Origin of the sequence: Pseudomonas mediterranea CFBP 5447 (assembly GCF_000774145.1) — a bacterium.
Taxonomy (GTDB): domain Bacteria; phylum Pseudomonadota; class Gammaproteobacteria; order Pseudomonadales; family Pseudomonadaceae; genus Aquipseudomonas; species Aquipseudomonas mediterranea.
Genome location: NZ_KN322984.1, coordinates 287,382 through 308,655, shown reverse-complemented (window position 1 = coordinate 308,655; position 21,274 = coordinate 287,382). Strand labels below are relative to the sequence as shown.

Sequence of the window (21,274 nt, the reverse complement as noted above, 5' to 3'; positions counted from 1 at the left end):
TCCTTGAATCTCTTGATTGATGGGTGTTTCACGAAAACGGATTCGGACGTCGTTCCCACTCGGCCATCCATTGGACAAAGGCTTGCGGCTCCACCGCCTTGCTGAAGTAGTAGCCCTGGGCCTCCTCGCACTGGTGAAGCTTGAGGAACTCCAGCTGTTCGCGGGTTTCCACGCCTTCGGCGATGATGTGCAGGTTCAGGCCCTTGCCGAGGTTGATGATGGTGCTCACCAGCTTGGCGTCGTTGCTGTCGATACTCAGGTCACCGACGAACGATTGGTCGATCTTCAGTACATCCACCGGAAATTTCTGCAGGTAACTCAGGCTCGAATAGCCCGTGCCGAAGTCGTCGATGGCCAGCCGGATCCCCTGTTGCTTGATGGCCTTGAGGATGGCGACGGTGGTATCGATGTTCTGCATCAGCACGCTTTCGGTGATCTCCAGTTCTAACTGTGTCGGGTCCAGTCCCGTTTCCTTGAGGGTGCGGGCGATGCCTTCGACGAAGCTGCGTTGACGAAAGTCGATGGCCGAGACGTTGACCGACACGTACAACGGCCGCATGCCCTGGGCTTGCCAGGCGCAGGCCTGCTGGCAGGCTTCCTGGAGCACCCATTGGCTCAACGGCACGATCAGCCCGCTGTCCTCGGCCACCGGGATGAAATCCGACGGAGGGACCAGCCCGTGCCCCGGCCGGTTCCAGCGCACCAGTGCCTCGGCGCCAACCACCTTGCCACTGCGCAGGTCCAGCTTGGGCTGGTAATGCAGCACGAACTCCTTGCGTTGCAGGGCCAGTCGCAAACCGGATTCGATGGTCTGTTGCTGTCGGGCCCGACGGTTCATGTCCTCGGTGAAAAAACGGTAGTCGTTGGGCCCGGTTTCCTTGACGTTGCGCATCGCCGTCTCGGCTTTCTTGATCAACGCCACGGCGTCGAAACCGTCGGCCGGATACACGCTGACACCCAGGCTCGCGGTGACGGTCAGGTCATGGCCATCGATCGGTTGGGGCGAGTTGATGGCCGTCAGCAGTTTTTCCGCCACGCCCTTGATCTGCTGCGGGTCGACGATGTCCCCCAGCACCACCACGAATTCATCGGAGCCGTAGCGAAACACCGAATCGGATTCACGCACCACCGTTGCCAACGTGCGGGCCACGCGTTTGAGCATCTCATCGCCCACCGGATGGCCGAGGGCATTGTTGATGCGCTTGAAGCGATCCAGGCCGATGAACATCACCGCCAGTTGCCGGTCATGGCGCCGGCACTGAGCCATGGCCTGGGTCAGGCGATCCCCGAGCAACATGCTGTTGGGCAGCTCGGTGAGCACGTCGTATTGCAGCAGGTGGGACACCTTGAGCAATTCCTGGACCCGCTCCTCGATCGTGCGCTCCAGGCTGCGCATTTTTCTCGCCGCATCCTGGGCCAGCTGCCATTTCCAGGTCATGGCGCTGGCCATCTGGCGGATTTCCAGGGTGTCGAAGGGTTTTTTCAGGATCAGCAGCTGATCATCAAACTCGATGCGTTCGGACATGGTTTCCCAGGTGTAGTCCGAGAAAGCCGTGCACAGGGCGATTTGCAGGCGCGGGTCGGCTTGCCACAAGCGCTCGATGGTTTGCAGGCCGTCCCAGCCCGGCGGCATGCGCATGTCGGCGAACACCAGCGCATAGGGCTGGCCTTCGGCCTGGGCGCGCTTGACCAGCTCCAGGGCTTCTTCGCCCTGGTAGGCCGAGTCGATCTGAAATTGCAGTCGGTTGACCTGGGGCGTTCCGAACAACAGGCTCTCGGTGTCGTCCAGCGAATCATCGCTGCCGTTGCCGGGGCTGAGGATCTTGCGAAAGTCCTGATGGATGGCCGGCGTATCGTCCACCACCAGGATCCGCCGGTTGGCAGGTACCGACATGGGGTTCATGGGTTGCTCTCCGATAGCTGGCTCGCCGGCCGGGTCCAGTGATCCACCACGGGAACGATGGTGCCGGCCTTGAGCAGTTCGGCGGCCTGGCCGCTGTCCACCGCCGTGCTGAAATAATGCCCTTGGGCTTGCATCGCTCCGCCGGTGGACATCAGCGTGGTGCGTTGTTCCTGGGTCTCGACGCCCTCGGCGATGATGCCGATGCCCACGTCCCGGGCAAAGTTGATGATGGCCCGCAGGGTCATGGCGTTGTCGGGGTCGTCGTTGGCGCTGTCGAGCAGGCGCTGGGCGAGCTTGAGGTGATTGACCCGATAGGTCTTGAGGTAATCGAACGAGGAGTACTCGGTGCCGAAATCATCGATGGCCACCTGAACCCCCAGTTCACACAGGCGCGGCAGCACGTCGTTGTGGGTCCATTTGGTCTGGGCGAGGGTGGCTTCGGTGACATCGAAGCGCAGGTCCCAAGGGGCCAGTTCCCAGCGGGCGGTAGTGCGCAGCACGTCATAGATCAGTTCCGGCCCGGTCTTGAGCTGGGTCAGGGACAGGTCGAGGGCGATCACCGGCGGCGCCATGCCCTGGTCGCGCCACTGGCGCATCTGTTGGCAGGCCTGGTCCAGTACCCAATGGCCGAGGGCAATGATGAGCCCGGTCTTTTCGGCCGCCGGCATGAACGCCGACGGCTCCAGCCAGCCCCGTTCCGGATGCTTCCAGCGTACCTGCACGCCCATGCCCAGGATCTTGCCGGTGCCAAGGTCGACTTCCGGCAGGTAGTGCAGATGCAGCTCGTGGTTCTCGATGGCCTGGCGCAGGTCGTTGGCCAGGGCGACCCGGTCCGTCACCTCCTGGTTGATCTCCTCGTTATGGAAATGGTACTGGTTGCGGCCTTTTTCCTTGGAGCGGTACAGGGCCATGTCGGACTGGGCCATCAGGCTGTCGGCACTCGGGCTTTCAGGGGTGTACAGGGCGATGCCGATGCTCACGGAGATCCGTACATCGTTGCCGTCCAGGGAGTAGGGCACCACCAGGGTGTCGCGGATCTTGGCTGCCAGGGCAGCGCATTGGGTCGGTTCGTGGACATCCAGTTGCAGGATGGCGAACTCGTCGCCGCCCAGGCGCGCGACCACGTCGTTTTCCCGGGTGCAGCCCTTGATGCGCGTGGCGACTTCCTGCAGCAGCAGGTCGCCGATGGGATGGCCCAGGGTGTCGTTGATCCGCTTGAAGTGGTCCAGGTCCAGGTAGAACATCGCGAACGCCGGCGCCCCCCGGCGCGCTGCGGCGAATGCCTGGTGCAACCGTTCGATCACCGTGGCGCGGTTGGCCAGTCCGGTCAGGCCGTCGGTACGGGCCAGCAGGGCGATCTTTTCCTCGGCCAGCTTGCGTTCGGTGATATCCAGGATAATGCCTTCCACCTCCAGCAACAGGCCTTGCTCGTTGCGCACCGGGATATAGCGGTTTTCCACCCAGCGGAACGTACCGTCGCCGGTGCGCATGCGGAACTCTATGGACGCCCCCGCCGTATCGCGATCCAGCACCCGGACCATGGCCTGGTCGATCTTGGACTGGTCATCGGGGTGGATCAGCGCGTGCGCCCAGTCGGGTGAGTTGACCAGTTGCGCCGCGACATGGCCGAACTTGGTGATGTTGTGGGAGATGTACATCAATGGGAACGGCGGTTCGCCGCGCAGGCGATAGAGGATGGTCGGGCTGTTCTGCACGATGATGTTGGCATCGGCCAGTTCCCGGGTGCGTTCCTCCACCGCCTGTTCGAGCATGTCCATCTTCAGCGCCGCGTCTTCGGTCATCTGCCATTTGACGGTCAGGGTGCTGGCCATCTGACGAATCTCGATGGCGTCGAAGGGCTTTTTCAGGATGAGCAGGCGGTCGCCCAGTTCGAGGCGGTCGGCGATGTCTTCCCAGGAATAATCCGAATAAGCGGTGCACAGCGCCACTTGCAGCTTGGGGTCGGCGCGCCACAGCCTTTCGATGGTTTCCAGGCCATCCCAGCCTGGGGGCATGCGCATGTCGATGAAGGCCATGGCATAGGGTTGCCCCTGGGCCAGCGCTGTCTCGACCTTGTTCAAGGCTTCCATGCCCTGGAAGGCAGAGTCGAGCACGAAACTCTGGGTAGCGGCCGCGACCGGTGCACCGAACAGGGCCTCTTCGGCACTGCTCAGGTTGTCTTCGGCAGCTGCCTGGGGACTGAGGATCTTTCGAAAATCCTCATGAATCGTCAGGGTGTCGTCGACGATCAGGATCCGCCGGTTGGCTCTCTCCAAGGGCTGGCTCATGGCCGTGCACCAAGGTGATGCTGACTACAGAACCGTAGGTACATCTGATATCCCTTTCGCTGGCATGAGTATTCTGGCCTGTACTTGGCCCTTCATGGGGTACAGCATAGTCGTCCGATCGGGATGCGCTCGGTCAGTGATGGCAAATCGTGTCTAAATTCTTGCGATCTACTAGCCTGTCATTTGGGGGTAAGGTAGAACAGTAGTCGTCTTACAGGAGGGGGTAGCAATGGAAGATCAATCGCCGGACGTTCCGGTCACGAAGCCGACGGTGCTGTTGGTCGATGACGAAGAGTCGATTCTCAATAGCCTGCGTCGGTTGTTGCGCAGCCAGCCCTATGAAATCCTGTTGGCCGACAGCGGTGCCAAGGCCCTGGAAATACTCAAGGAAAGGCCGGTCGACCTGGTAATGACCGATGCGCGCATGCCCAACATGGACGGTGCGACGCTGCTGGCCCAGATCCGCAAGCTCTATCCGTCGACCCTGCGCATCCTGCTCACCGGCTACGCCGATGTGGACATGATGACCAAGGCCATCAACGAGGGGGGGCTGTATCGCTACCTCAGCAAGCCGTGGAACGATGATGAACTGGTACAGGCCCTGCGCCAGGCCTTGGCCCACCAGCATTCGGAAAGCGAACGCCAGCGCCTCGAAGCGCTGAACCGTGAGCAGAACCAACAGCTCAAGACCCTCAACGCCACCCTGGAAAAGCGCGTGGCGTCACGTACCGCCGAGCTGCAGCAGACCGCCGACATGCTCGACCTGGCCTATGAAGAGCTCAAGCGCAGCTATGTGACCGGCACCGAGGTGTTCTCGCTGATCGCCAACCTGCGCCTGCCCAAGGCCAAGCAGACCAACCGGCAGATCATCGAGCTGATCCGGGTCTACAGCCGGCTGCACTTTCTCGACGAGTCCACCGACCGCGACCTGACCATGGCCGCGGCGCTCTACAACATCGGCAAGCTGAGCTGGACCGATAACATGATGGTCACGCCGGCCGACATGTTGCATCACAACGAATTGGACCTGTATCGCTCCTATCCGAAGCAGAGCGAGTCGCTGCTGATGACCCTGGACCCGATGAAGGACGCGGCGCGAATCATTCTTCATCATCAGGAGCGCTGGGACGGCAGTGGCTTCCCCGATCACCTCAAGGGCGAGGCGATTCCGTTCGGTTCCAGGCTGTTGAAGCTGGCGGTGGACTTCATCGAGTTGCAGCGCGGGCTGATTCTCGAACGGCAGATGAACAGCGACGAAGCGCTGGTCTACATCCGCAAATACGCCGGCAAGCTGTACGACCCGGACATGGTGGAGGACTTCATCAAGGCGTGTGGCGAGTACCTGGAGGACGTGACCCTGTCCGACCCGACGGTGAAGGTCATGACCACCCGCGAACTGGCCGCCGGCATGGTCCTGGCCCGCAACCTCAACGCCGACAACGGCATGCTGTTGCTCAATGCCGGCAAGGTATTGAGCGGTCCGTTGGTGGAGAAACTCATCGCCTTCGAAGCGATGGAAGGGGCCCGGTACAGCGTGTTCGTCAAGATACCCGAGGAGGAGCTGGATCCTTCGGCGCCGAAGCCGATGTTGGGGTGATGCAAGGCTGATTGGAAATCGAACCCCCTGTGGGAGCGAGCCTGCTCGCGAAAGCGGAGTGTCTGGTGTTGAGCAGTCAACTGACACACCGCCATCGCGAGCAGGCTCGCTCCCACAGGGGTGGTGTTGTGCCTGTACAAGTGGGGCAGGCTTTGCTCCAGCCTCTGCGGTCTGTAATCTCCCCTGGCATTTTTCCGCCAAGGCCGCTCATCCATGACCACTCCCCTCATCCATATCGCCGCCGCCCTGCTGATCGGGCCGGACGGTCGGACCCTGCTGGTGCGCAAGCGCAATACCCGGGCCTTCATGCAGCCGGGCGGCAAGATCGAGCCCCATGAGCAACCGGTTCAGGCCCTGGCCCGGGAGCTGGAGGAAGAACTGGGGCTGACAATCGATCCGGCACAGGCTCGCTACCTGGGCCCGTTCAGCGCGCCGGCCGCCAACGAGCCGGGCTTTGTCGTCCAGGCCGAGGTGTTCCTGTTGACGATCGACGCAGCGGTTCTCCCCGCAGCCGAAATTGAAGAGGTTCGCTGGATCGACCCGGCCGGCGACGGCGGGCTGCCGCTGGCACCGTTGACAGGTGAGGTGATCCTGCCGTTTTATCGAACCTCAGAGCTGTCGAACCCACGCCTCAAGGACTGACCCACATGATTCCCTTGCCGGACCTGCTGGTTTTTGCCGCCGCCGCGCTGCTGATGGTGCTTACGCCCGGCCCGAACATGATCTACCTGATTTCCCGTTCGATCTGCCAGGGCCGCAAGGCCGGGGTCACCTCCTTGCTGGGGGTGGTGGCGGGGTTCTTCGTGCATGTATTCGCCGCGGCGGCGGGGTTGACGGCGGTGTTCCTGGCCGTGCCCATGGCCTATGAAGTCCTGAAATGGGCCGGTGCGCTGTACCTGTTGTGGCTGGCCTGGCAGGCCGTGAAACCAGGTGCGCGCTCGCCCTTCCAGGCACAGCAGTTGCCCGCGGACTCGACGCGCAAGCTGATCACCATGGGCTTTCTCACCAGTGCGCTGAACCCGAAGATCGCGGTGTTCTACCTGTCGGTATTTCCCCAGTTCATCAGCCCGGAACATGGCTCGTTGTTCACCCAGAGCCTGATCCTGGGGTTGGTCCAGATCAGCGTCAGTTTCAGCGTCAACCTGCTGATTGCCCTGTTCGCTGCCGGCATTGCTTCGTGGTTCGTCCACAATCCCACCTGGCTGGCGCTGCAGCGCTATTTCATGGGGTTCGTGCTGGGCGCACTGGCGCTGCGGCTGATGCTTGAGCAACGGCGGGCCGCGTGAGCATCCGGCGGCTGCGGGCCGGCGACGCGCCAGCCTATCGCGAGTTGATGCTCCAGGCCTATGAGCTGCATCCGCAGGCCTTCACCTCCAGCGTCAGCGAGCGGGCGACGATGCCCATGAACGGGTGGGAGTCTCGCCTGACCAGCCGGTTCGACGTGGTGTTGGGGGCATTCGTCGAGGATGAGCTGGCCGGTATCGTCGGCCTGTCCCTGGAGCCACGGCAGAAAGCCCGGCACAAGGCGACGCTGTTCGGCATGTATGTCGTCGATGCCCATCGTCACCGTGGGCTTGGCCAGCAATTGCTGGAGGCCGCGCTTGACGAAGCCCGTCGGCATAGCTTCCTGCGCCTGGTGCAACTGACTGTCACCGCGGGCAACGATCCGGCGCTCAAGCTCTACCAACGCTGCGGTTTCGCGCTCTATGGCCTGGAGCCGATGGCGATACGGGTGGATGACGAGTATCTCGACAAGATCCACATGTGGCGCGAGCTCTAAGGCCTCATCGCGAGCAGGCTCGCTCCCACATTTGGGTCTCTGTGAATCCAGATCTTCCAGTCAACACAGTCCCCCCTGTGGGAGCGAGCCTGCTCGCGATGAGGCCGTCAGCTTCAACATCGATGTGGCTGATAGACCGCTATCGCGAGCAGGCTCGCTCCCACATTTGGGTCTCTGTGAATCCAGACCTTGCAGCCAACACATTCCCTTGTGGGAGCGAGCCTGCTCGCGATAGCGGCGCCCGGGTTTCACCGAACCGCACTGACCCCATCCAATGTGGAAAACGACGTGTCCTTGGCCGTCAGCAGGAAGTCGCGCATGTACGGTGCATCGAGCATGTCGGTGCGAACCGCCGCGTACAGCGTGGCGAACAGGCCTTTCTCCCCCAGCCGCTTGGCCTTCACGTAACCCCGTGAGCTGTATTCATGCAGGGCCCAGTGGGGCATGCCGCAGACGCCACGGCCGCTGGCCACCAACTGCATCATCATCACCGTCAGTTCGGACGTGCGGACCTGGGCCGGTTCGATGTCGGCCGGCTCGAGGAAGCGGGTGAAGATGTCCAGTCGATCCCGTTCCACCGGGTAGGTGATCAGGGTTTCGCTGAGCAGGTCTTCGGGCACGATATAGGGTTTGCCCGCCAGCCGATGCTGGTTGGCCACGGCGAGCATCGCTTCGTAGGTGAACAGCGGCACGTAGGTGATACCCGCCAGTTCCAGCGGGTCGGACGTCACCACCAGGTCCAGGTCGCCACGGGCCAGGGCCGGCAACGGGGCGAAGGCGAAGCCCGAGGCCAGGTCCAGTTCGACTTCCGGCCAGGCATCGCGGAACTGGTCGATGGTCGGCATCAGCCACTGGAAACAGCTGTGGCATTCGATGGCCATGTGCAAACGCCCGGCGGTGCCTCCGGCCAGCCGCGCGATGTCCCGCTCGGCGCTGCGCAGCAATGGCAGGGTGGCGTCGGCCAGTTGCAGCAGGCGCAGGCCGGCGCTGGTGAACCGCACCGGCTTGGTCTTGCGCACGAACAACTGCATCCCCAGGCGTTCTTCCAGTTCCTTGAACTGGTGGGAGAGGGCGGACTGGGTCAGGTGCAGGCGTTCGGCGGCCTCTACCAGGCTGTCGGCTTCGCGCAGGGCGTGCAGGGTCTTGAGGTGGCGGAGTTCAAGCACCGAAGTTGCTCCATGAAGAAAACTTGTGATCAACACGAAAAGGTTGAGTTTGTCTCATGCAGGGTCGGCTGTCGACAATGGCGTCATCTTTTACAGGAGGACTCTTTCCATGGCCCTGGCCCACACCCTCGGTTTTCCCCGCATCGGCGCCGACCGCGAACTGAAGAAAGCCCTTGAAGCCTACTGGAAGGGCGACCTGGCACCGGCCGCGTTGCAGAGCGTCGGTCGTGAACTGCGGGCCCGGCACTGGCAACTGCAGAAAGACGCCGGGATCGACCTGCTGCCGGTGGGGGATTTCGCCTGGTACGACCAGGTGCTCGGTCACACCTTGACCCTGGGCGCGGTGCCGGCGCGATTTCACGACACCTTGAACCCCCAGGGTCGTCCGACCCTCGATACCCTGTTCGCCATGGCCCGGGGCGCCACGCCGAGCTGCTGCGATGCCGACCACGGCCAGACACAACATGCCCAGGAACTGACCAAGTGGTTCGACACCAACTACCACTACCTGGTCCCGGAGTTTTCCATCGACCAGACCTTCACCGTGAGCTGGGAACAGCTGTTCGATGAAGTGGACGAGGCCCATGCCCTGGGGCACCGGGTCAAACCGGTGATCATCGGCCCGCTGACCTATCTGTGGCTGGGCAAGGCCAAGGGACGGGATTTCGACAAACTCGAACTGCTGGAACGCCTGCTGCCGGTCTACGGTGAAATCCTCAATCGCCTGAAAGCCCAGGGCGTGGAATGGGTGCAGATCGATGAGCCGATCCTCACCCTCGACCTGCCCCTGGCCTGGCGCAGCGCCTTCGAGCGGGCCTACCACCTCCTTCAATATTCGCCGCTGAAGAAACTGGTAGCGACTTACTTCAGTGGCCTGGAGGACAACCTCGGCCTGGCCGTGAGCCTGCCGGTGGACGGTTTGCACATCGACGCGGTACGTGCGCCGGAGCAACTGGGCCAGGTGCTGGACCGGCTGCCGACCTACAAGATTCTCTCGGTGGGCCTGGTCAATGGCCGTAACGTCTGGCGTTGCGAACTGGAACAGGCGCTGGCGCAATTGCAGCCGGCCCAGGAGCGCTTTGGCGACAACCTCTGGGTCAGCACATCGTGCTCGTTGCTGCACAGCCCGGTGGACCTGGAACGTGAAGACCGCCTCGATCCCGAGCTCAAGAGCTGGCTGGCCTTCGCGGTGCAGAAGTGCGGTGAAGTGGCAGTGTTGCGCGATGCGCTGAACGATCCGCAAGCCCCCGGCGTACAACAGGCGCTGGCCGCCAGTCGCGAGGTGCAGGCGAGCCGCGCCGCCTCGACGCGCATTCACAAGCCCGAGGTCCAGGCCCGGCTGGCGGCCATCAAGCCGCAGGACAGCCAACGGCGTTCAGCGTTTGCCCAGCGCATCGAACGGCAGCGAGACCGCTTGAAATTGCCGGCCTTTCCAACGACCACCATCGGCTCGTTCCCGCAAACCCCGGCGATTCGCCTGGCGCGTCAGGCCTACAAGCAGGGCAAACTGTCGGCCAACGACTATCAGGACGCCATGCACACCGAAATCCGCCACGCCGTACAGATCCAGGAACGCCTCGGCCTGGATGTACTGGTCCACGGTGAAGCCGAGCGCAACGACATGGTGGAGTATTTCGCCGAGCAACTGGACGGCTACGCCTTCACCCGTTTCGGTTGGGTGCAGAGTTACGGTTCGCGATGTGTGAAACCGGCGATCATCTACGGCGACATCAGCCGGCCTAAGCCCATGACCGTCGACTGGATCCGCTACGCGCAAAACCTGACCGACAAGGTGATGAAGGGCATGCTCACCGGCCCCGTGACCATGCTGATGTGGTCGTTCCCCCGCGAAGACGTATCGCGTCGGGTCCAGGCACAGCAACTCGCCCTGGCCCTGCGTGATGAAGTGGTGGATCTGGAAGCGGCCGGGATCAGCATCGTGCAGATCGACGAGGCGGCCTTTCGCGAAGGCCTGCCGCTGCGGCGCGGGCAGTGGCAGAAATACCTGGATTGGGCGGTGGAGGCCTTCCGCTTGAGCGCATCGGGTGTGCGTGACGAAACCCAGATCCATACCCACATGTGCTACAGCGAATTCAATGACGTGATCCAGGCTATCGCGGCCATGGACGCCGACGTCATCACCATTGAAACCTCACGCTCGGACATGGAATTGCTGGAGGCGTTCGAAGCGTTCGACTACCCGAACGATATTGGCCCGGGGGTCTACGACATCCACTCGCCGCGGGTGCCGGACACCGCCGAAATGGTCGGCTTGATGAACAAGGCCGCGAAGCGGATTCCCGCCGGGCACCTGTGGATCAACCCTGACTGCGGTCTGAAGACCCGGGCATGGCCGGAAACCGAAGCGGCGCTGGTGAACATGGTGGCGGCGGCGCGGCAGTTGCGTGCTCAGTTGGCCTGAAGGGTTGACATACCCCTGTGGCGAGGGAGCTTGCTCCCGCTGGGCTGCGCAGCAGCCCCCTGAAACTTCAGCCTTGATCCCTTCCAGAGGCTGAAACTCTTGGGAGCGCTTCGCACTCCAGCGGGAGCAAGCTCCCTCGCCACAGGGGGAGTGTTTGGCCTTTGATACAACCACTCGGCAATCTTCATCAAACTGTCACGCAACTGTGGCAGCGCGCTTGAACGAATTTCATCAGACTCGCGCTCTACTGGGGTTCTGCGTTTTGGTGTTTCTTCATGCGTGTGTTTATTTTCCTGGCCGTCCTGTTGTTCGGCCTGCCGTCGATTGCGGCGTCTCGTTGTGATGTCAATGTCCCGACCCAACGGGTCGATCTGGAACAGGTGAGCCTGGCGTACCAGAGCATCGGCCGTGATTCCGATCCGGCCTTGTTGCTGGTGATGGGGCTGGGCGGGCAATTGATCCATTGGCCGGACGAAGTGGTGGTCGCTCTGTGCGAGCAGGGTTTTCGGGTGATCCGTTACGACAACCGGGACGTGGGTTTATCCACCTGGCGGCAGGCGCCGGGCAGCGCCAACCTGACGTTCGAAGCGCTTCGCTACAAACTGGGCTTGACGGTAGACGCGCCTTATACCCTCACCGACATGGCCGATGACGGCCTGGGGTTGATGGATGCGCTGCACGTGCAGAACTTCCACCTGCTCGGGGCGAGCATGGGCGGCATGATTGCCCAGCACATGGCCGCCATGGCGCCGCAACGGATTGAAAGCCTGACCCTGATCATGTCCAGTTCCAGCGCCGCCGGTTTGCCGGCGCCCAGCGCGACGCTGGTGCGATTGCTGTCCCGCCGCAGTGCGCCGAATCGCGAGGTGGCGCTGGAACGGCAGGCCGACCTGCTGGCCGCCCTGGGTAGCCCCATGGTGGTCGATGATCGCCAGGCGCTGCTGCATCAGGCGGCTGTGGCTTATGATCGGGCGTTCAACCCCGAAGGTGTGCAACGCCAGATCATGGCGATCATGGCCGAGCCGAGCCGGGTCGAGCTGCTCAATCAATTGCAAGTGCCGACCCTGGTGGTCCATGGCACCGCCGACCCGCTATTGCCGGTGATGCACGGCGTCCATCTGGCGGCGCATATCCGCGGCAGTCAGTTGAAATTGATCCCGGGTCTGGCCCATCGTTTCCAGGAGGCATTCAAGGACCCCTTGCTGGGAGCGGTGTTGCCTTATCTGCAACAGCATCGCGAAGACACCTCGCACTGGGCGCAGGTCGAACCGGCGCAGGCGCCGAATCTGCTGTGACAAAACACCTGAGGCAGCGCAGATCCTTGTGGCGAGGGGATTTATCCCCGCTGGGCTGCAAAGCAGCCCCAAAGCAAGCGACTCAATCTGCCTGACGCACCGCGTAGCCTGGCTTTAGGGCCGCTTCGCGCCCCAGCGGGGATAAATCCCCTCGCCACAGGAGGGCGTGGCGACGCAATTACCGCGCCCGGGCCTGCTCCACCAACCACCCCATCAACTCCTGTAACGGTCCGGTCGCCTGGGCCTTGCGCGGGAACACCAGGTGATAACCCAACCCGGTCCTGACCTTCAGCTCGAACGGCATCACCAGTCGCCCGGCGCTCAGGTCATCGCCGATCAGCGACCAGTCACCTATCGCCACGCCGGTGCCCTGTGAGGCCATGGACATCGCCAGGTCCAGGGTTTCGAAATGCTGGCCCTTGCTGACATTGTTCAAGTTCACGTCGGCGGCATCCAGCCAGGCCGTCCAGTCGCGCTCATCGCGGGTGGGGTGCAACAACAGGTGTTGCTCCAGGTCGGCGGGTTCACGCAGCGGCACGGGGCCCTCCAGCACCGAGCGGGAGCAGACCGGCGTCAGTTGCTCATCGAACAGATGCAGGCACGCCAATGAGGCGTCGGGTGGCGGGCCATAGACCACGGCCGCGTCGAAGGCTTCGCGCTGGAAGTCCACGCCATGCCTGACGGTGGTGGTCAGTTCCACTGGCACGTCCGGCCGTTCCTTCTGCCATTGCTGCAAGCGTGGCAGCAACCAGCGCATCACACAGGTCGGGGCCTTGAGTTGCAAAGTCTGGCGCTTCTCGCCGATCTGCTCCACCGCGTCGCCGATCAAGCGGAAGACCTGCTGCACCCGTGGCAACCACGCCGCCCCCTCAGGCGTCAGGCTCAGGCCGCGGGCTTGGCGCTGGAACAGCGCGTAGCCCAGATGATCTTCCAGCCCGGCGATCTGCCGGCTCACCGCGCCCTGGGTGATGTGCAGTTGTTCGGCGGCCCGGGTGAAGTTGCAGCATTGGGCCGTGATCAGAAACGTGTGCAGCGCCGGAAGCGGGGGAAGTCGTTTCATTTGCAGCCAAGCCATGACGTGGGGACATGGCTAGTATGACTTTTTATCCATTGTTGCCGCCATGGCCGCACCGTTCAATGAAGCCATTCCAAGACAAGAAACAAGGGCGGTGGCAATGGCAACGTGTGGCGAAGTATTGGTCAGGTTACTCGAAGGCTATGGTGTGGAGCAGGTGTTCGGTATTCCCGGCGTGCACACCGTCGAGCTGTATCGCGGGCTGGCCCGTTCAAGCATCCGTCATGTGACGCCGCGCCATGAACAGGGCGCAGGCTTCATGGCCGACGGTTACGCCCGCGTCAGCGGTAAACCCGGCGTGTGTTTCATCATCACCGGCCCCGGCATGACCAATATCACCACCGCCATGGGCCAGGCCTACGCCGATTCGATCCCGATGCTGGTGATCTCCAGCGTACAGTCGCGCAGCCAGCTGGGTGGCGGACGCGGCAAGCTGCATGAGTTGCCGAATCAGGCTGCGCTGGTGGGCGGGGTCGCGGCGTTTTCCCACACGCTGATGTCCGCGGCGGAATTGCCCAGCGTATTGGCCCGGGCCTTCGCCGTGTTCCATGCCGGGCGGCCACGGCCGGTGCACATTGAAATACCCTTGGACGTGCTGGTCGAAGACGCCGACGCCTGGCTCGCCAGCACGCCTGTGAGCATCGATCGCGCTGGTGCCGCGCCGGGTGCGGTGAAACAGATGGCGGCGATGCTGGCTTGGGCGTCGCGGCCGCTGATCCTGGCCGGCGGTGGCGCCATCGACGCCGCCGTCGAATTGACCGAACTGGCCGAACACCTGGGGGCACCGGTGGCATTGACCATCAACGCCAAGGGCCTGCTGCCGTCCCGTCATCCATTGTTGATCGGCTCTACCCAGAGCCTGGTGGCGACCCGCGCATTGGTGGCCGAAGCGGATGTGGTGCTGGCTATCGGCACCGAACTGGCTGAAACCGACTACGACATCACCTTTGCCGGTGGCTTCGAGCTCCCTGGTGAGCTACTGCGCATCGACATCGACCCGGACCAGACCGTGCGCAACTATCCACCGCGCCTGGCGTTGGTGGCCGATGCCCGTACTGCCGCCCGGGCGTTGCTCGACGCGTTGAACCGGCAACCTTTGGCCGAGCGCTGCAACGATTGGGGCGCTGTTCGTGCTGCCCGATTGCGTGCTGAGTTGGAAGGCAACTGGGACGCTGCGGTGCGTGCCCAGAGGGTTTTTCTCGGCAGCGTTTTGCAAACGCTGCCTGAGGCGGTCTTCGTCGGCGACTCCACCCAACCGGTGTACACCGGCAACCTGACGTTCAACCCGGAGCATCCGCGGCGCTGGTTCAACTCGTCCACCGGCTACGGCACCCTCGGCTATGCGCTGCCGGCGGCGATGGGTGCCTGGCTTGGCGGCAAGGACCAGGGGCATGGCCGTCCCCCGGTGGTGTGCCTGATCGGTGACGGCGGCTTGCAATTCACCCTGCCGGAACTGGCCAGCGCCGTGGAAGCGCGGGTGCCGGTGATTGTGCTGCTGTGGAATAACCAAGGCTACGAAGAGATCAAGAAGTACATGGTCAACCGCGGCATCGAACCGGTGGGCGTGGACATTTATACCCCGGACTTCATTGGCGTCGCCAAGGCCTTGGGCTGTGCGGCCGAAGCCGTCGGGGATGTGGACGCACTGCAGGCGGCGCTGCGGGTTGCCGGGGAGCGTCCCGGGCCGACGTTGATTGAAATCGATCAGGCCCGGTGGATGGCGGCTATGGCTTGAATGCGTGAGCCCCATCGCGAGCAGGCTCGCTCCCACAGGGGTAACGCATTCCAATGTGGGAGCGAGCCTGCTCGCGATGAGGCCGGTACAGCCAGTGTAAAAACCCAATCAAACCGTCAACCGCAACCGCGCCAGATCCCGCAACGGCGGTGCCCCGAACAACCGGCTGTACTCGCGACTGAATTGCGAAGGGCTTTCGTAACCCACCCGATACCCCGCCGCCGAAGCTTCCAGCCCTTCGGCCAGCATCAGTCGCCGGGCTTCCTGCAGGCGCAATTGTTTCTGATATTGCAGCGGGCTCATGGCAGTCATGGCTTTGAAGCGATGATGCAGCGTCGAGACGCTGAGGTTCACTTCCCGGGCCAGCTCGTCGATGCGCAACGGTTGTTCGAAATGACCGTTGAGCCATTTGATCGCCTGGCCGATGCGATGGCTCTGGCTGTTGGCGATGGCGATTTCGTACAGCCGGTAGCCCTGGGGGCTGCGCAGCAGGCGGTACAAAATCTCCCGTCGCACCAAGGGCGCGAGCATGGCGATGTCCTTGGGGTGGTCCAGCAGGCGCACCAGGCGTAGCACCGCATCGAGCATCGAGGTGTCCAGGCGTTCGACATACAGGCCACGACCGGCGGGGCGGGTTGGTACGCCCAGCGGGCCGGCATCGGCGATCAGCGCGGTGATTTCCGCCGGGTCGATGTCCAGGCGCAGGGCCAGGATCGGGTGTTCCGGCGAAACGTCGGCGATGCACCCACTCAACGGCATCGACACCGAGACCACCAGGTAGTGGAGCGGGTCGTAGTTGAACAGTTCGTCCGCCAGCCGTACCTGTTTGCTGCCCTGGGCCATGATGCACAGCGCCGGTTGCGCCAGCACCGGTGCAAATTTATGGGGTTTGCTGTGGCGGGACAGATTCAATGCGCCGATGGCCGTGGTGTAGCTGCCGTCTTCGCAGGTATTGCGGTCGATGATCGACGCCAGTTCGGCGCGCTGTTGTTCCAGATGCGGGTCCAGGGGGACGTGGGCGTGGTCGAGCGGCGACATGCCAGGATCCTCGGAAATAGGAGCGATGGACAAAGCTTATGTTTGTGCAAGGCCCAGTGGTAGTCACATCCTGTTGAAAGCTTGCCTGATCCTGCACAGCCATCGCGCCGGACCGTTGCAATGGGGCCGAAACTTGCTTGAAACCTTTTGTCTCAAATTTGCCGGTTCCAATCGACGCGCTGCCGCTTCGTGTTCCACTTTTACGCAGGATTGTGCAAGGCGTCGGCAGAAATCGACTAACGACCCTGGCGTCGCGACGCTTAACCTTCAATCCTGTCGCAGCTGTCCCCGGCTGCACAATGGATGACCTGGGAGGGTTGAACATGTCTACACAGATCCCCGTCAGTCACATGGCTTTTGTGCGGGCCCGCGCCGGAAGCTCCAAATTATTGGGCGCGCGACTGAGCAAACTCATCGCGCCTTCGCGCCAAGCCCCCGGCTGTGTGCACTTTGCCTTGCAACAATCGCAATGCGATGCCGATCTGTGGCTGATGTCCGGGCTTTGGGTCGATCAGCAGGCGATGGATGCGTACTTCAATTCCCCGGCCATGGGGATCTTCGCCGAGCTGGTGCAGGACCTGGTGGTCAGCAGCCTGGATTTTCATACGTTCAGGGAAGTGTCCGCCGTCCAGGCCACGTTGGCGACGGTACACAAACTGGCCGGATGAAGGTTTAATGACCGCCCATCTCATCGCCAGGATGCGCAATATGGCACGTAAAGTCTTTGGACCCTTTGAAGCTGTTTCCGCCGTCATGCCCCGGGAGGGTGGCGGCTATTATGCGGCCATCGCCACTAAAGCCATCGGTGGCTCGGGTGCGCCGCGTTTCAACAAGCTACTTGAGAAGCAGCGCTTCGAGACGGCCGCCAAGGCCGATGAAGCTGCCGCTGTGCAGCTGACCCATCTGAAGGGTGTCAACGAAGAGGGTGGGTTGGTCTGGTGACTTCGATCCCTCATAAAGCTTTCTGTGGCGAGGGGATTTATCCCCGCTGGGCTGCAAAGCAGCCCTGAAGTCAGACGACTCGGTGTATCAGGCAGATCGAGGCGATTGCTTTGGGGCTGCTTCGCAGCCCAGCGGGGATAAATCCCCTCGCCACAGGGTCTTGTGCACACCCTTACTTTGGGCGATGCATTCTGAACAGCGCCTCAGGCCCCAACTGGAAGTAATCCGCCGGCCCGCCACCGCGCAAGATCGGTTCGGCGGCGGCCGTGTCGTAGACCCCGTCCTTCAATAGCCACTTGGCGATATGCACCGCAACCACTTCGCCGAGGATCAGCCAGCTCGGCACCAAGCCCTTGTCCGCTCGCTGCAACTGAATGATCTGGGTGACCTTGCATTCGAAGGACACCGGGCTTTCGGCCACTCGCGGCACCTGGATCACCCGTGACGTCGCTGGCGTCAGGCCCGCCAGTTCGAATTCATCGACCTCGGGCGCGACCATCGCGCAGCTCTGGTTCATTCGCTCGGCCAACGGGCGTGTGGCCAGGTTCCAGGCGAATTCGCCGGTCTGTTCGATGTTGTTCAGGCTGTCTTTGCGCCCGACGCTGGAAAAACCAATGATCGGCGGTACGTAATTGAAGGCATTGAAAAAACTGTAGGGCGCCAGGTTCAGGCGACCTTCGGCGTCCTGGGAAGAGATCCAGCCGATAGGGCGTGGGCCGACGATGGCATTGAACGGATCGTGGGGCAGGCCATGGCCGCTGGCGGGTTCGTAATAGTGGATGTCGTCGGGCATGAAGGGCGCAGATCCTGGGTTGAATGGGATTCGAGGATAGTGCCGGGCCCCGCCGGTTTTGTCAGCACGCCGAATCTCGTAGGAGGAGGTTTTCCACAGGTCCATAAATGACTAAGCCCGGCCGAAGCCGGGCTGTAAGGATGCCTTGGGAGGATTAGCTGATGGATGCGCCGCCGGTACGGTCGAAGCCATCTTCAGCGACGGTGGCGCCATTGGTACGGTCGAAACCATCTTCAGCGACAGTGGCGCCATTGGTACGGTCGAAGCCATCTTCGGCGACGGTGGCGCCATTGGTACGGTCGAAGCCATCTTCGGCGACGGTGGCACCGTTAGTACGGTCGAAGCCATCTTCAGCAACGGTAGCGCCATTGGTACGGTCGAAGCCATCTGCAGCAACGGTGGCGGCACCGGTGCGCTCGTAACCATCGGCGGCGATAGCCGAACCGGTACGGTTGAAACCGTCGGCGGCGAAGGTGTTGGCAGCCAGTACGGACAGGGTCAAGGCAAGGATCAGTTTGGTTTTCATTGTCGTAGCTCCGAATCGTTGAGAGGTTGTGTCTTGCATGGGTTTCATTTTACGCATGCAAATTTGATTAAAAAGCGCAAAATAATGCTAGAAAGAATCGATTAATTCGATATTAAGGGCGACGCATATCAGGGCGTTACTTGCCACTGCGAAGATCGCGAACGTATCGATTCAAGTGAGATGAGGATGCCAAGCCAACATTAATCGGCGATTAATTCGAGCTCGGACGGGTGTGACAGATTTTTCATGTATTCCCGACCTGTTTTTCACCGGCAAAACGCCAGCCTTCCGCCATGCCCTGAACCCAAGGGCGGCCGCCTCACACTGGAGCTTTGCCTGCGATGAATAAACTGCCTCAAATCACCCTGGCTTTCTGGGTCATGAAAATCTGCGCGACGACCCTGGGCGAAACCGCAGGGGACTTGCTGTCGATGACCCTCGATGTCGGTTATGCCCTCAGCTCGCTGATTCTGATCAGCGTGTTCGTCCTGACCCTGGTCACGCAATTGATGGCCAAGACCTACAAGCCGCTGCTGTACTGGATTGTGATTCTGTCCACCAGTACCGCCGGCACCACCATGTCCGACTTCATGGATCGCACCCTGGAGCTGGGTTATGCCACCGGATCGATGATCCTGATTGCGATTCTGTTGGCGATTTTTGCGGCCTGGCGCCTGAGCGGCGATTCGCTCAACGTCACCAAGGTGCAGACCTTCCGGGGCGAGATGTTCTATTGGATGGCGATCCTGTTCTCCAACACCCTGGGCACCGCGCTTGGCGACTACCTGGCGGATGATTCGGGTCTCGGGTTTGGCGGCGGTGCATTGCTGATCGGCTCGACCATTGCCCTGGTCGTGGTGCTCAAGTACCTCACCAGAATCTCGACAGTGGTGTTGTTCTGGATCGCGTTCGTGCTGACCCGTCCGTTGGGGGCGACGCTGGGCGACCTGATGACCAAATCCCATGAACAGGGCGGCCTGGACTTCGGCACCGTCGGTTCGTCGGCGGTGCTGGCGGGGATACTGGTGGTGATGATCGCCGGGGCGGCGTATGCGCAGAATCGGTATGGCAAGCAGGCTGCTGCCGAGTTGACTTGAGACCGGGTCGTCCCCAATCGCGAGCAGGCTCGCTCCCACAGAGGATCTCCAATGAGCACAAATTTTCTGCTCACAGCCGATCAAATGCGGGAGCGGGCTTGCTCGCGAAAGGGGCATTACAGTCACTAGAGCAGTGACTGTAGAAACACCTGTCAGTCCGTCACGATCCGCGAATGCTTGCGGGTGTCTTTCATGGTGATGTACACCAGCAACGACACCGCGATGCACGCCGTCACGTACCAGTAGTAGCCCGTCTCCATGCCGATGCTCTTGAACCACAGGGCGATGTATTCAGCCGTGCCGCCGAAGATCGATACGGTCAGCGCATACGGCAGGCCGACACCCAGGGCGCGGATTTCGGTGGGGAACAATTCGGCTTTCACCACGGCGTTGATCGAGGTGTAGCCGCTGACGATGATCAGCGCGGCCATGATCAGGAAAAACGCCCCCCACCAGGTCTGGATGGTGTGCAGGGTGGTGAGGATCGGCACGGTGCACAGCGTGCCCAGGATACCGAAGGCAATCAGGATCGGCCGGCGCCCGATCTTGTCCGACAGCCCGCCGATCACCGGTTGCAGGCACATGAACAGGAACAGCGTGGCGGCGGAAATGGTGGTGGAGTCGGAGATGCTCATGCCGACGGTGTTCACCAGGTATTTCTGCATGTAGGTGGTGTAGGTGTAGAACGCCAGGGTGCCGCCCATGGTCAGGCCGACCACGGTCATCAGTTCCTTCGGATGGCGCAGCAGGGTGCGCATGGCGCTTTCCTTGGACTTTTCCTTCTTGGTGAACGACTCGGTTTCTTCCATGCCACGCCGCAGGTACAGCGCCACGATCGCACACAAGGCGCCGATGGCGAACGGAATGCGCCAGCCCCAGGCGTACAGCTGGTCGCTGGTGAGGAACTGCTGCAAGACAATCAGCACGCCGAGGGCGATGAGCTGGCCGGAGATCAGCGTGACGTACTGGAAGCTGGAGAAAAAGCCGCGACGGTCCTTGGTCGCCATTTCGCTCAGGTAGGTCGCCGACGTGCCGTACTCGCCGCCCACCGACAGGCCCTGGAGCAAACGGGCGAAGACCAGCAGGATCGGTGCGCCGACGCCGATGGTTTCATAGCCGGGGCTCAGGGCGATGATCAGCGAGCCGAAGCACATCAGGTAGACCGAGGCCATCAGCGCCCGTTTGCGACCGGCGCGGTCGGCGTAGAGGCCCATCAGCCATCCGCCGATGGGGCGCATCAGGAAGCCCACGGCGAAAATCGCGGCGGTGTTGAGCAATTGGGCGGTGGTGTCGCCCTTGGGGAAGAAGACTTTGGCGAAGTACAACGAGAAAGCGGCGTAGACGTACCAGTCGTACCACTCGACCATGTTGCCGACCGAACCGCTGAAGATCGACTTGATGCGGCTGGCGGTGGTTCTTTCGCGGGCGGGCACGGCGGCCGACCCGAGGGGCAGGGCGTTGGAGTTATCCATTGAAGGATCCTTCGTTTAATTGTTTTTGTGGAGCGCGCAGGAACGCAGCCTGACAGGGCTATAGCAGGAGCTGTGCCATGTGCTGGAGGGCCGGTCTAGAGGGGTTTGTCGGGTTGGATGAGCGGAAATCCGCTTAATTCTGTTG

Annotated in this window: 18 protein-coding genes; 10 read left to right on the top strand and 8 right to left on the bottom strand. The window is 62.1% G+C overall.

Annotated features, from left to right (window positions below; genetic code table 11):
- Positions 1-28 precede the first annotated feature (28 nt).
- Positions 29-1,903 carry a two-component system response regulator gene (locus N005_RS11195; RefSeq protein ID WP_047701256.1) on the bottom strand — a complete coding sequence of 625 codons (1,875 nt, stop codon included), beginning with the start codon at positions 1,901-1,903 and terminating at the stop codon, positions 29-31.
- Positions 1,900-4,191, bottom strand: coding sequence for a GGDEF/EAL domain-containing response regulator (locus tag N005_RS11190; protein ID WP_047701255.1), 2,292 nt, complete (start codon positions 4,189-4,191; stop codon positions 1,900-1,902). The genes N005_RS11195 and N005_RS11190 overlap by 4 nt, the downstream gene beginning before the upstream one ends.
- A gap of 229 nt (positions 4,192-4,420) precedes the next feature.
- Between N005_RS11190 and nosR the strand changes: the two genes are divergently transcribed.
- The 4 genes from nosR (at position 4,421) to N005_RS11170 (ending at position 7,568) form a co-directional block, all read left to right on the top strand.
- A complete protein-coding gene (nosR, locus tag N005_RS11185) occupies positions 4,421-5,788 on the top strand; it encodes a response regulator c-di-GMP phosphodiesterase, NosR family (RefSeq protein ID WP_047701254.1) in 1,368 nt (455 codons plus the stop codon).
- A gap of 213 nt (positions 5,789-6,001) precedes the next feature.
- A complete protein-coding gene (locus N005_RS11180; protein ID WP_047701253.1) occupies positions 6,002-6,430 on the top strand; it encodes an NUDIX hydrolase in 429 nt (142 codons plus the stop codon).
- A gap of 5 nt (positions 6,431-6,435) precedes the next feature.
- Positions 6,436-7,074: a LysE family translocator gene (locus N005_RS11175; protein WP_047701252.1), complete on the top strand. Its 639-nt coding sequence runs from the start codon at positions 6,436-6,438 to the stop codon at positions 7,072-7,074.
- A complete protein-coding gene (locus N005_RS11170; RefSeq protein ID WP_047701251.1) occupies positions 7,071-7,568 on the top strand; it encodes a GNAT family N-acetyltransferase in 498 nt (165 codons plus the stop codon). The genes N005_RS11175 and N005_RS11170 overlap by 4 nt, the downstream gene beginning before the upstream one ends.
- A gap of 248 nt (positions 7,569-7,816) precedes the next feature.
- On the opposite strand, the gene metR is transcribed toward N005_RS11170, so the two are convergent.
- Entirely contained in the window at positions 7,817-8,734 is a 918-nt protein-coding gene (gene metR, locus N005_RS11165) for a transcriptional regulator MetR (RefSeq protein WP_024780930.1), read from the bottom strand.
- Between the two features lie 109 nt (positions 8,735-8,843).
- Here metR and metE point away from each other — a divergent pair, with 109 nt between their 5' ends.
- Together metE and N005_RS11155 are read left to right on the top strand one after the other, a co-directional pair.
- The gene (metE, locus tag N005_RS11160) at positions 8,844-11,156 is read left to right on the top strand and encodes a 5-methyltetrahydropteroyltriglutamate--homocysteine S-methyltransferase (protein ID WP_047701250.1); all 2,313 of its coding nucleotides are present in this window, start codon (positions 8,844-8,846) and stop codon (positions 11,154-11,156) included.
- 275 nt (positions 11,157-11,431) lie between these two features.
- Positions 11,432-12,451 (top strand): alpha/beta fold hydrolase, encoded by a 1,020-nt coding sequence (locus N005_RS11155; RefSeq protein WP_047701249.1) that lies wholly within the window; start codon positions 11,432-11,434, stop codon positions 12,449-12,451.
- A 178-nt stretch (positions 12,452-12,629) separates the two neighbouring features.
- Here N005_RS11155 and N005_RS11150 read toward each other — a convergent pair whose 3' ends face one another.
- Positions 12,630-13,511, bottom strand: a complete 882-nt coding sequence (locus N005_RS11150; protein WP_047701447.1) for a LysR substrate-binding domain-containing protein — start codon at positions 13,509-13,511, stop codon at positions 12,630-12,632.
- A gap of 115 nt (positions 13,512-13,626) precedes the next feature.
- On the opposite strand from N005_RS11150, the gene N005_RS11145 reads away from it, so the two are divergent.
- Positions 13,627-15,261 (top strand): 5-guanidino-2-oxopentanoate decarboxylase, encoded by a 1,635-nt coding sequence (locus N005_RS11145; RefSeq protein ID WP_047701248.1) that lies wholly within the window; start codon positions 13,627-13,629, stop codon positions 15,259-15,261.
- A 108-nt stretch (positions 15,262-15,369) separates the two neighbouring features.
- Here N005_RS11145 and N005_RS11140 read toward each other — a convergent pair whose 3' ends face one another.
- The gene (locus N005_RS11140) at positions 15,370-16,299 is read right to left on the bottom strand and encodes an AraC family transcriptional regulator (protein ID WP_047701247.1); all 930 of its coding nucleotides are present in this window, start codon (positions 16,297-16,299) and stop codon (positions 15,370-15,372) included.
- 323 nt (positions 16,300-16,622) lie between these two features.
- Between N005_RS11140 and N005_RS11135 the strand changes: the two genes are divergently transcribed.
- On the top strand, positions 16,623-16,967 hold the full coding sequence (locus N005_RS11135; protein ID WP_047701246.1) for a putative quinol monooxygenase: 345 nt from the start codon (positions 16,623-16,625) through the stop codon (positions 16,965-16,967).
- 40 nt (positions 16,968-17,007) lie between these two features.
- Positions 17,008-17,241 (top strand): hypothetical protein, encoded by a 234-nt coding sequence (locus tag N005_RS11130; RefSeq protein WP_081993260.1) that lies wholly within the window; start codon positions 17,008-17,010, stop codon positions 17,239-17,241.
- Between the two features lie 172 nt (positions 17,242-17,413).
- Here the strand turns inward: N005_RS11130 and N005_RS11125 are convergent, their stop codons facing one another.
- The gene (locus tag N005_RS11125) at positions 17,414-18,034 is read right to left on the bottom strand and encodes a flavin reductase family protein (protein WP_047701244.1); all 621 of its coding nucleotides are present in this window, start codon (positions 18,032-18,034) and stop codon (positions 17,414-17,416) included.
- A 154-nt stretch (positions 18,035-18,188) separates the two neighbouring features.
- Positions 18,189-18,560: a hypothetical protein gene (locus N005_RS11120; protein WP_047701243.1), complete on the bottom strand. Its 372-nt coding sequence runs from the start codon at positions 18,558-18,560 to the stop codon at positions 18,189-18,191.
- Positions 18,561-18,901: 341 nt separating this feature from the next.
- On the opposite strand from N005_RS11120, the gene N005_RS11115 reads away from it, so the two are divergent.
- Positions 18,902-19,657 (top strand): COG4705 family protein, encoded by a 756-nt coding sequence (locus N005_RS11115; RefSeq protein WP_047701242.1) that lies wholly within the window; start codon positions 18,902-18,904, stop codon positions 19,655-19,657.
- A 152-nt stretch (positions 19,658-19,809) separates the two neighbouring features.
- Here the strand turns inward: N005_RS11115 and N005_RS11110 are convergent, their stop codons facing one another.
- On the bottom strand, positions 19,810-21,129 hold the full coding sequence (locus N005_RS11110) for an MFS transporter (RefSeq protein WP_047701241.1): 1,320 nt from the start codon (positions 21,127-21,129) through the stop codon (positions 19,810-19,812).
- Between the last annotated feature and the right edge of the window lie 145 nt (positions 21,130-21,274).

What these genes read in the sequence shown, in the direction of transcription:
- N005_RS11195 (WP_047701256.1), bottom strand. Translation starts at nt 1,903, where the DNA reads ATGAACCCCATGTCGGTACCTGCCAACCGGCGGATCCTGGTGGTGGAC.
- N005_RS11190 (WP_047701255.1), bottom strand. Translation starts at nt 4,191, where the DNA reads ATGAGCCAGCCCTTGGAGAGAGCCAACCGGCGGATCCTGATCGTCGAC.
- nosR (WP_047701254.1), top strand. Translation starts at nt 4,421, where the DNA reads ATGGAAGATCAATCGCCGGACGTTCCGGTCACGAAGCCGACGGTGCTG.
- N005_RS11180 (WP_047701253.1), top strand. Translation starts at nt 6,002, where the DNA reads ATGACCACTCCCCTCATCCATATCGCCGCCGCCCTGCTGATCGGGCCG.
- N005_RS11175 (WP_047701252.1), top strand. Translation starts at nt 6,436, where the DNA reads ATGATTCCCTTGCCGGACCTGCTGGTTTTTGCCGCCGCCGCGCTGCTG.
- metE (WP_047701250.1), top strand. Translation starts at nt 8,844, where the DNA reads ATGGCCCTGGCCCACACCCTCGGTTTTCCCCGCATCGGCGCCGACCGC.
- N005_RS11155 (WP_047701249.1), top strand. Translation starts at nt 11,432, where the DNA reads ATGCGTGTGTTTATTTTCCTGGCCGTCCTGTTGTTCGGCCTGCCGTCG.
- N005_RS11150 (WP_047701447.1), bottom strand. Translation starts at nt 13,511, where the DNA reads ATGAAACGACTTCCCCCGCTTCCGGCGCTGCACACGTTTCTGATCACG.
- N005_RS11145 (WP_047701248.1), top strand. Translation starts at nt 13,627, where the DNA reads ATGGCAACGTGTGGCGAAGTATTGGTCAGGTTACTCGAAGGCTATGGT.
- N005_RS11140 (WP_047701247.1), bottom strand. Translation starts at nt 16,299, where the DNA reads ATGTCGCCGCTCGACCACGCCCACGTCCCCCTGGACCCGCATCTGGAA.
- N005_RS11135 (WP_047701246.1), top strand. Translation starts at nt 16,623, where the DNA reads ATGTCTACACAGATCCCCGTCAGTCACATGGCTTTTGTGCGGGCCCGC.
- N005_RS11130 (WP_081993260.1), top strand. Translation starts at nt 17,008, where the DNA reads ATGGCACGTAAAGTCTTTGGACCCTTTGAAGCTGTTTCCGCCGTCATG.
- N005_RS11125 (WP_047701244.1), bottom strand. Translation starts at nt 18,034, where the DNA reads ATGCCCGACGACATCCACTATTACGAACCCGCCAGCGGCCATGGCCTG.
- N005_RS11120 (WP_047701243.1), bottom strand. Translation starts at nt 18,560, where the DNA reads ATGAAAACCAAACTGATCCTTGCCTTGACCCTGTCCGTACTGGCTGCC.
- N005_RS11115 (WP_047701242.1), top strand. Translation starts at nt 18,902, where the DNA reads ATGAATAAACTGCCTCAAATCACCCTGGCTTTCTGGGTCATGAAAATC.
- N005_RS11110 (WP_047701241.1), bottom strand. Translation starts at nt 21,129, where the DNA reads ATGGATAACTCCAACGCCCTGCCCCTCGGGTCGGCCGCCGTGCCCGCC.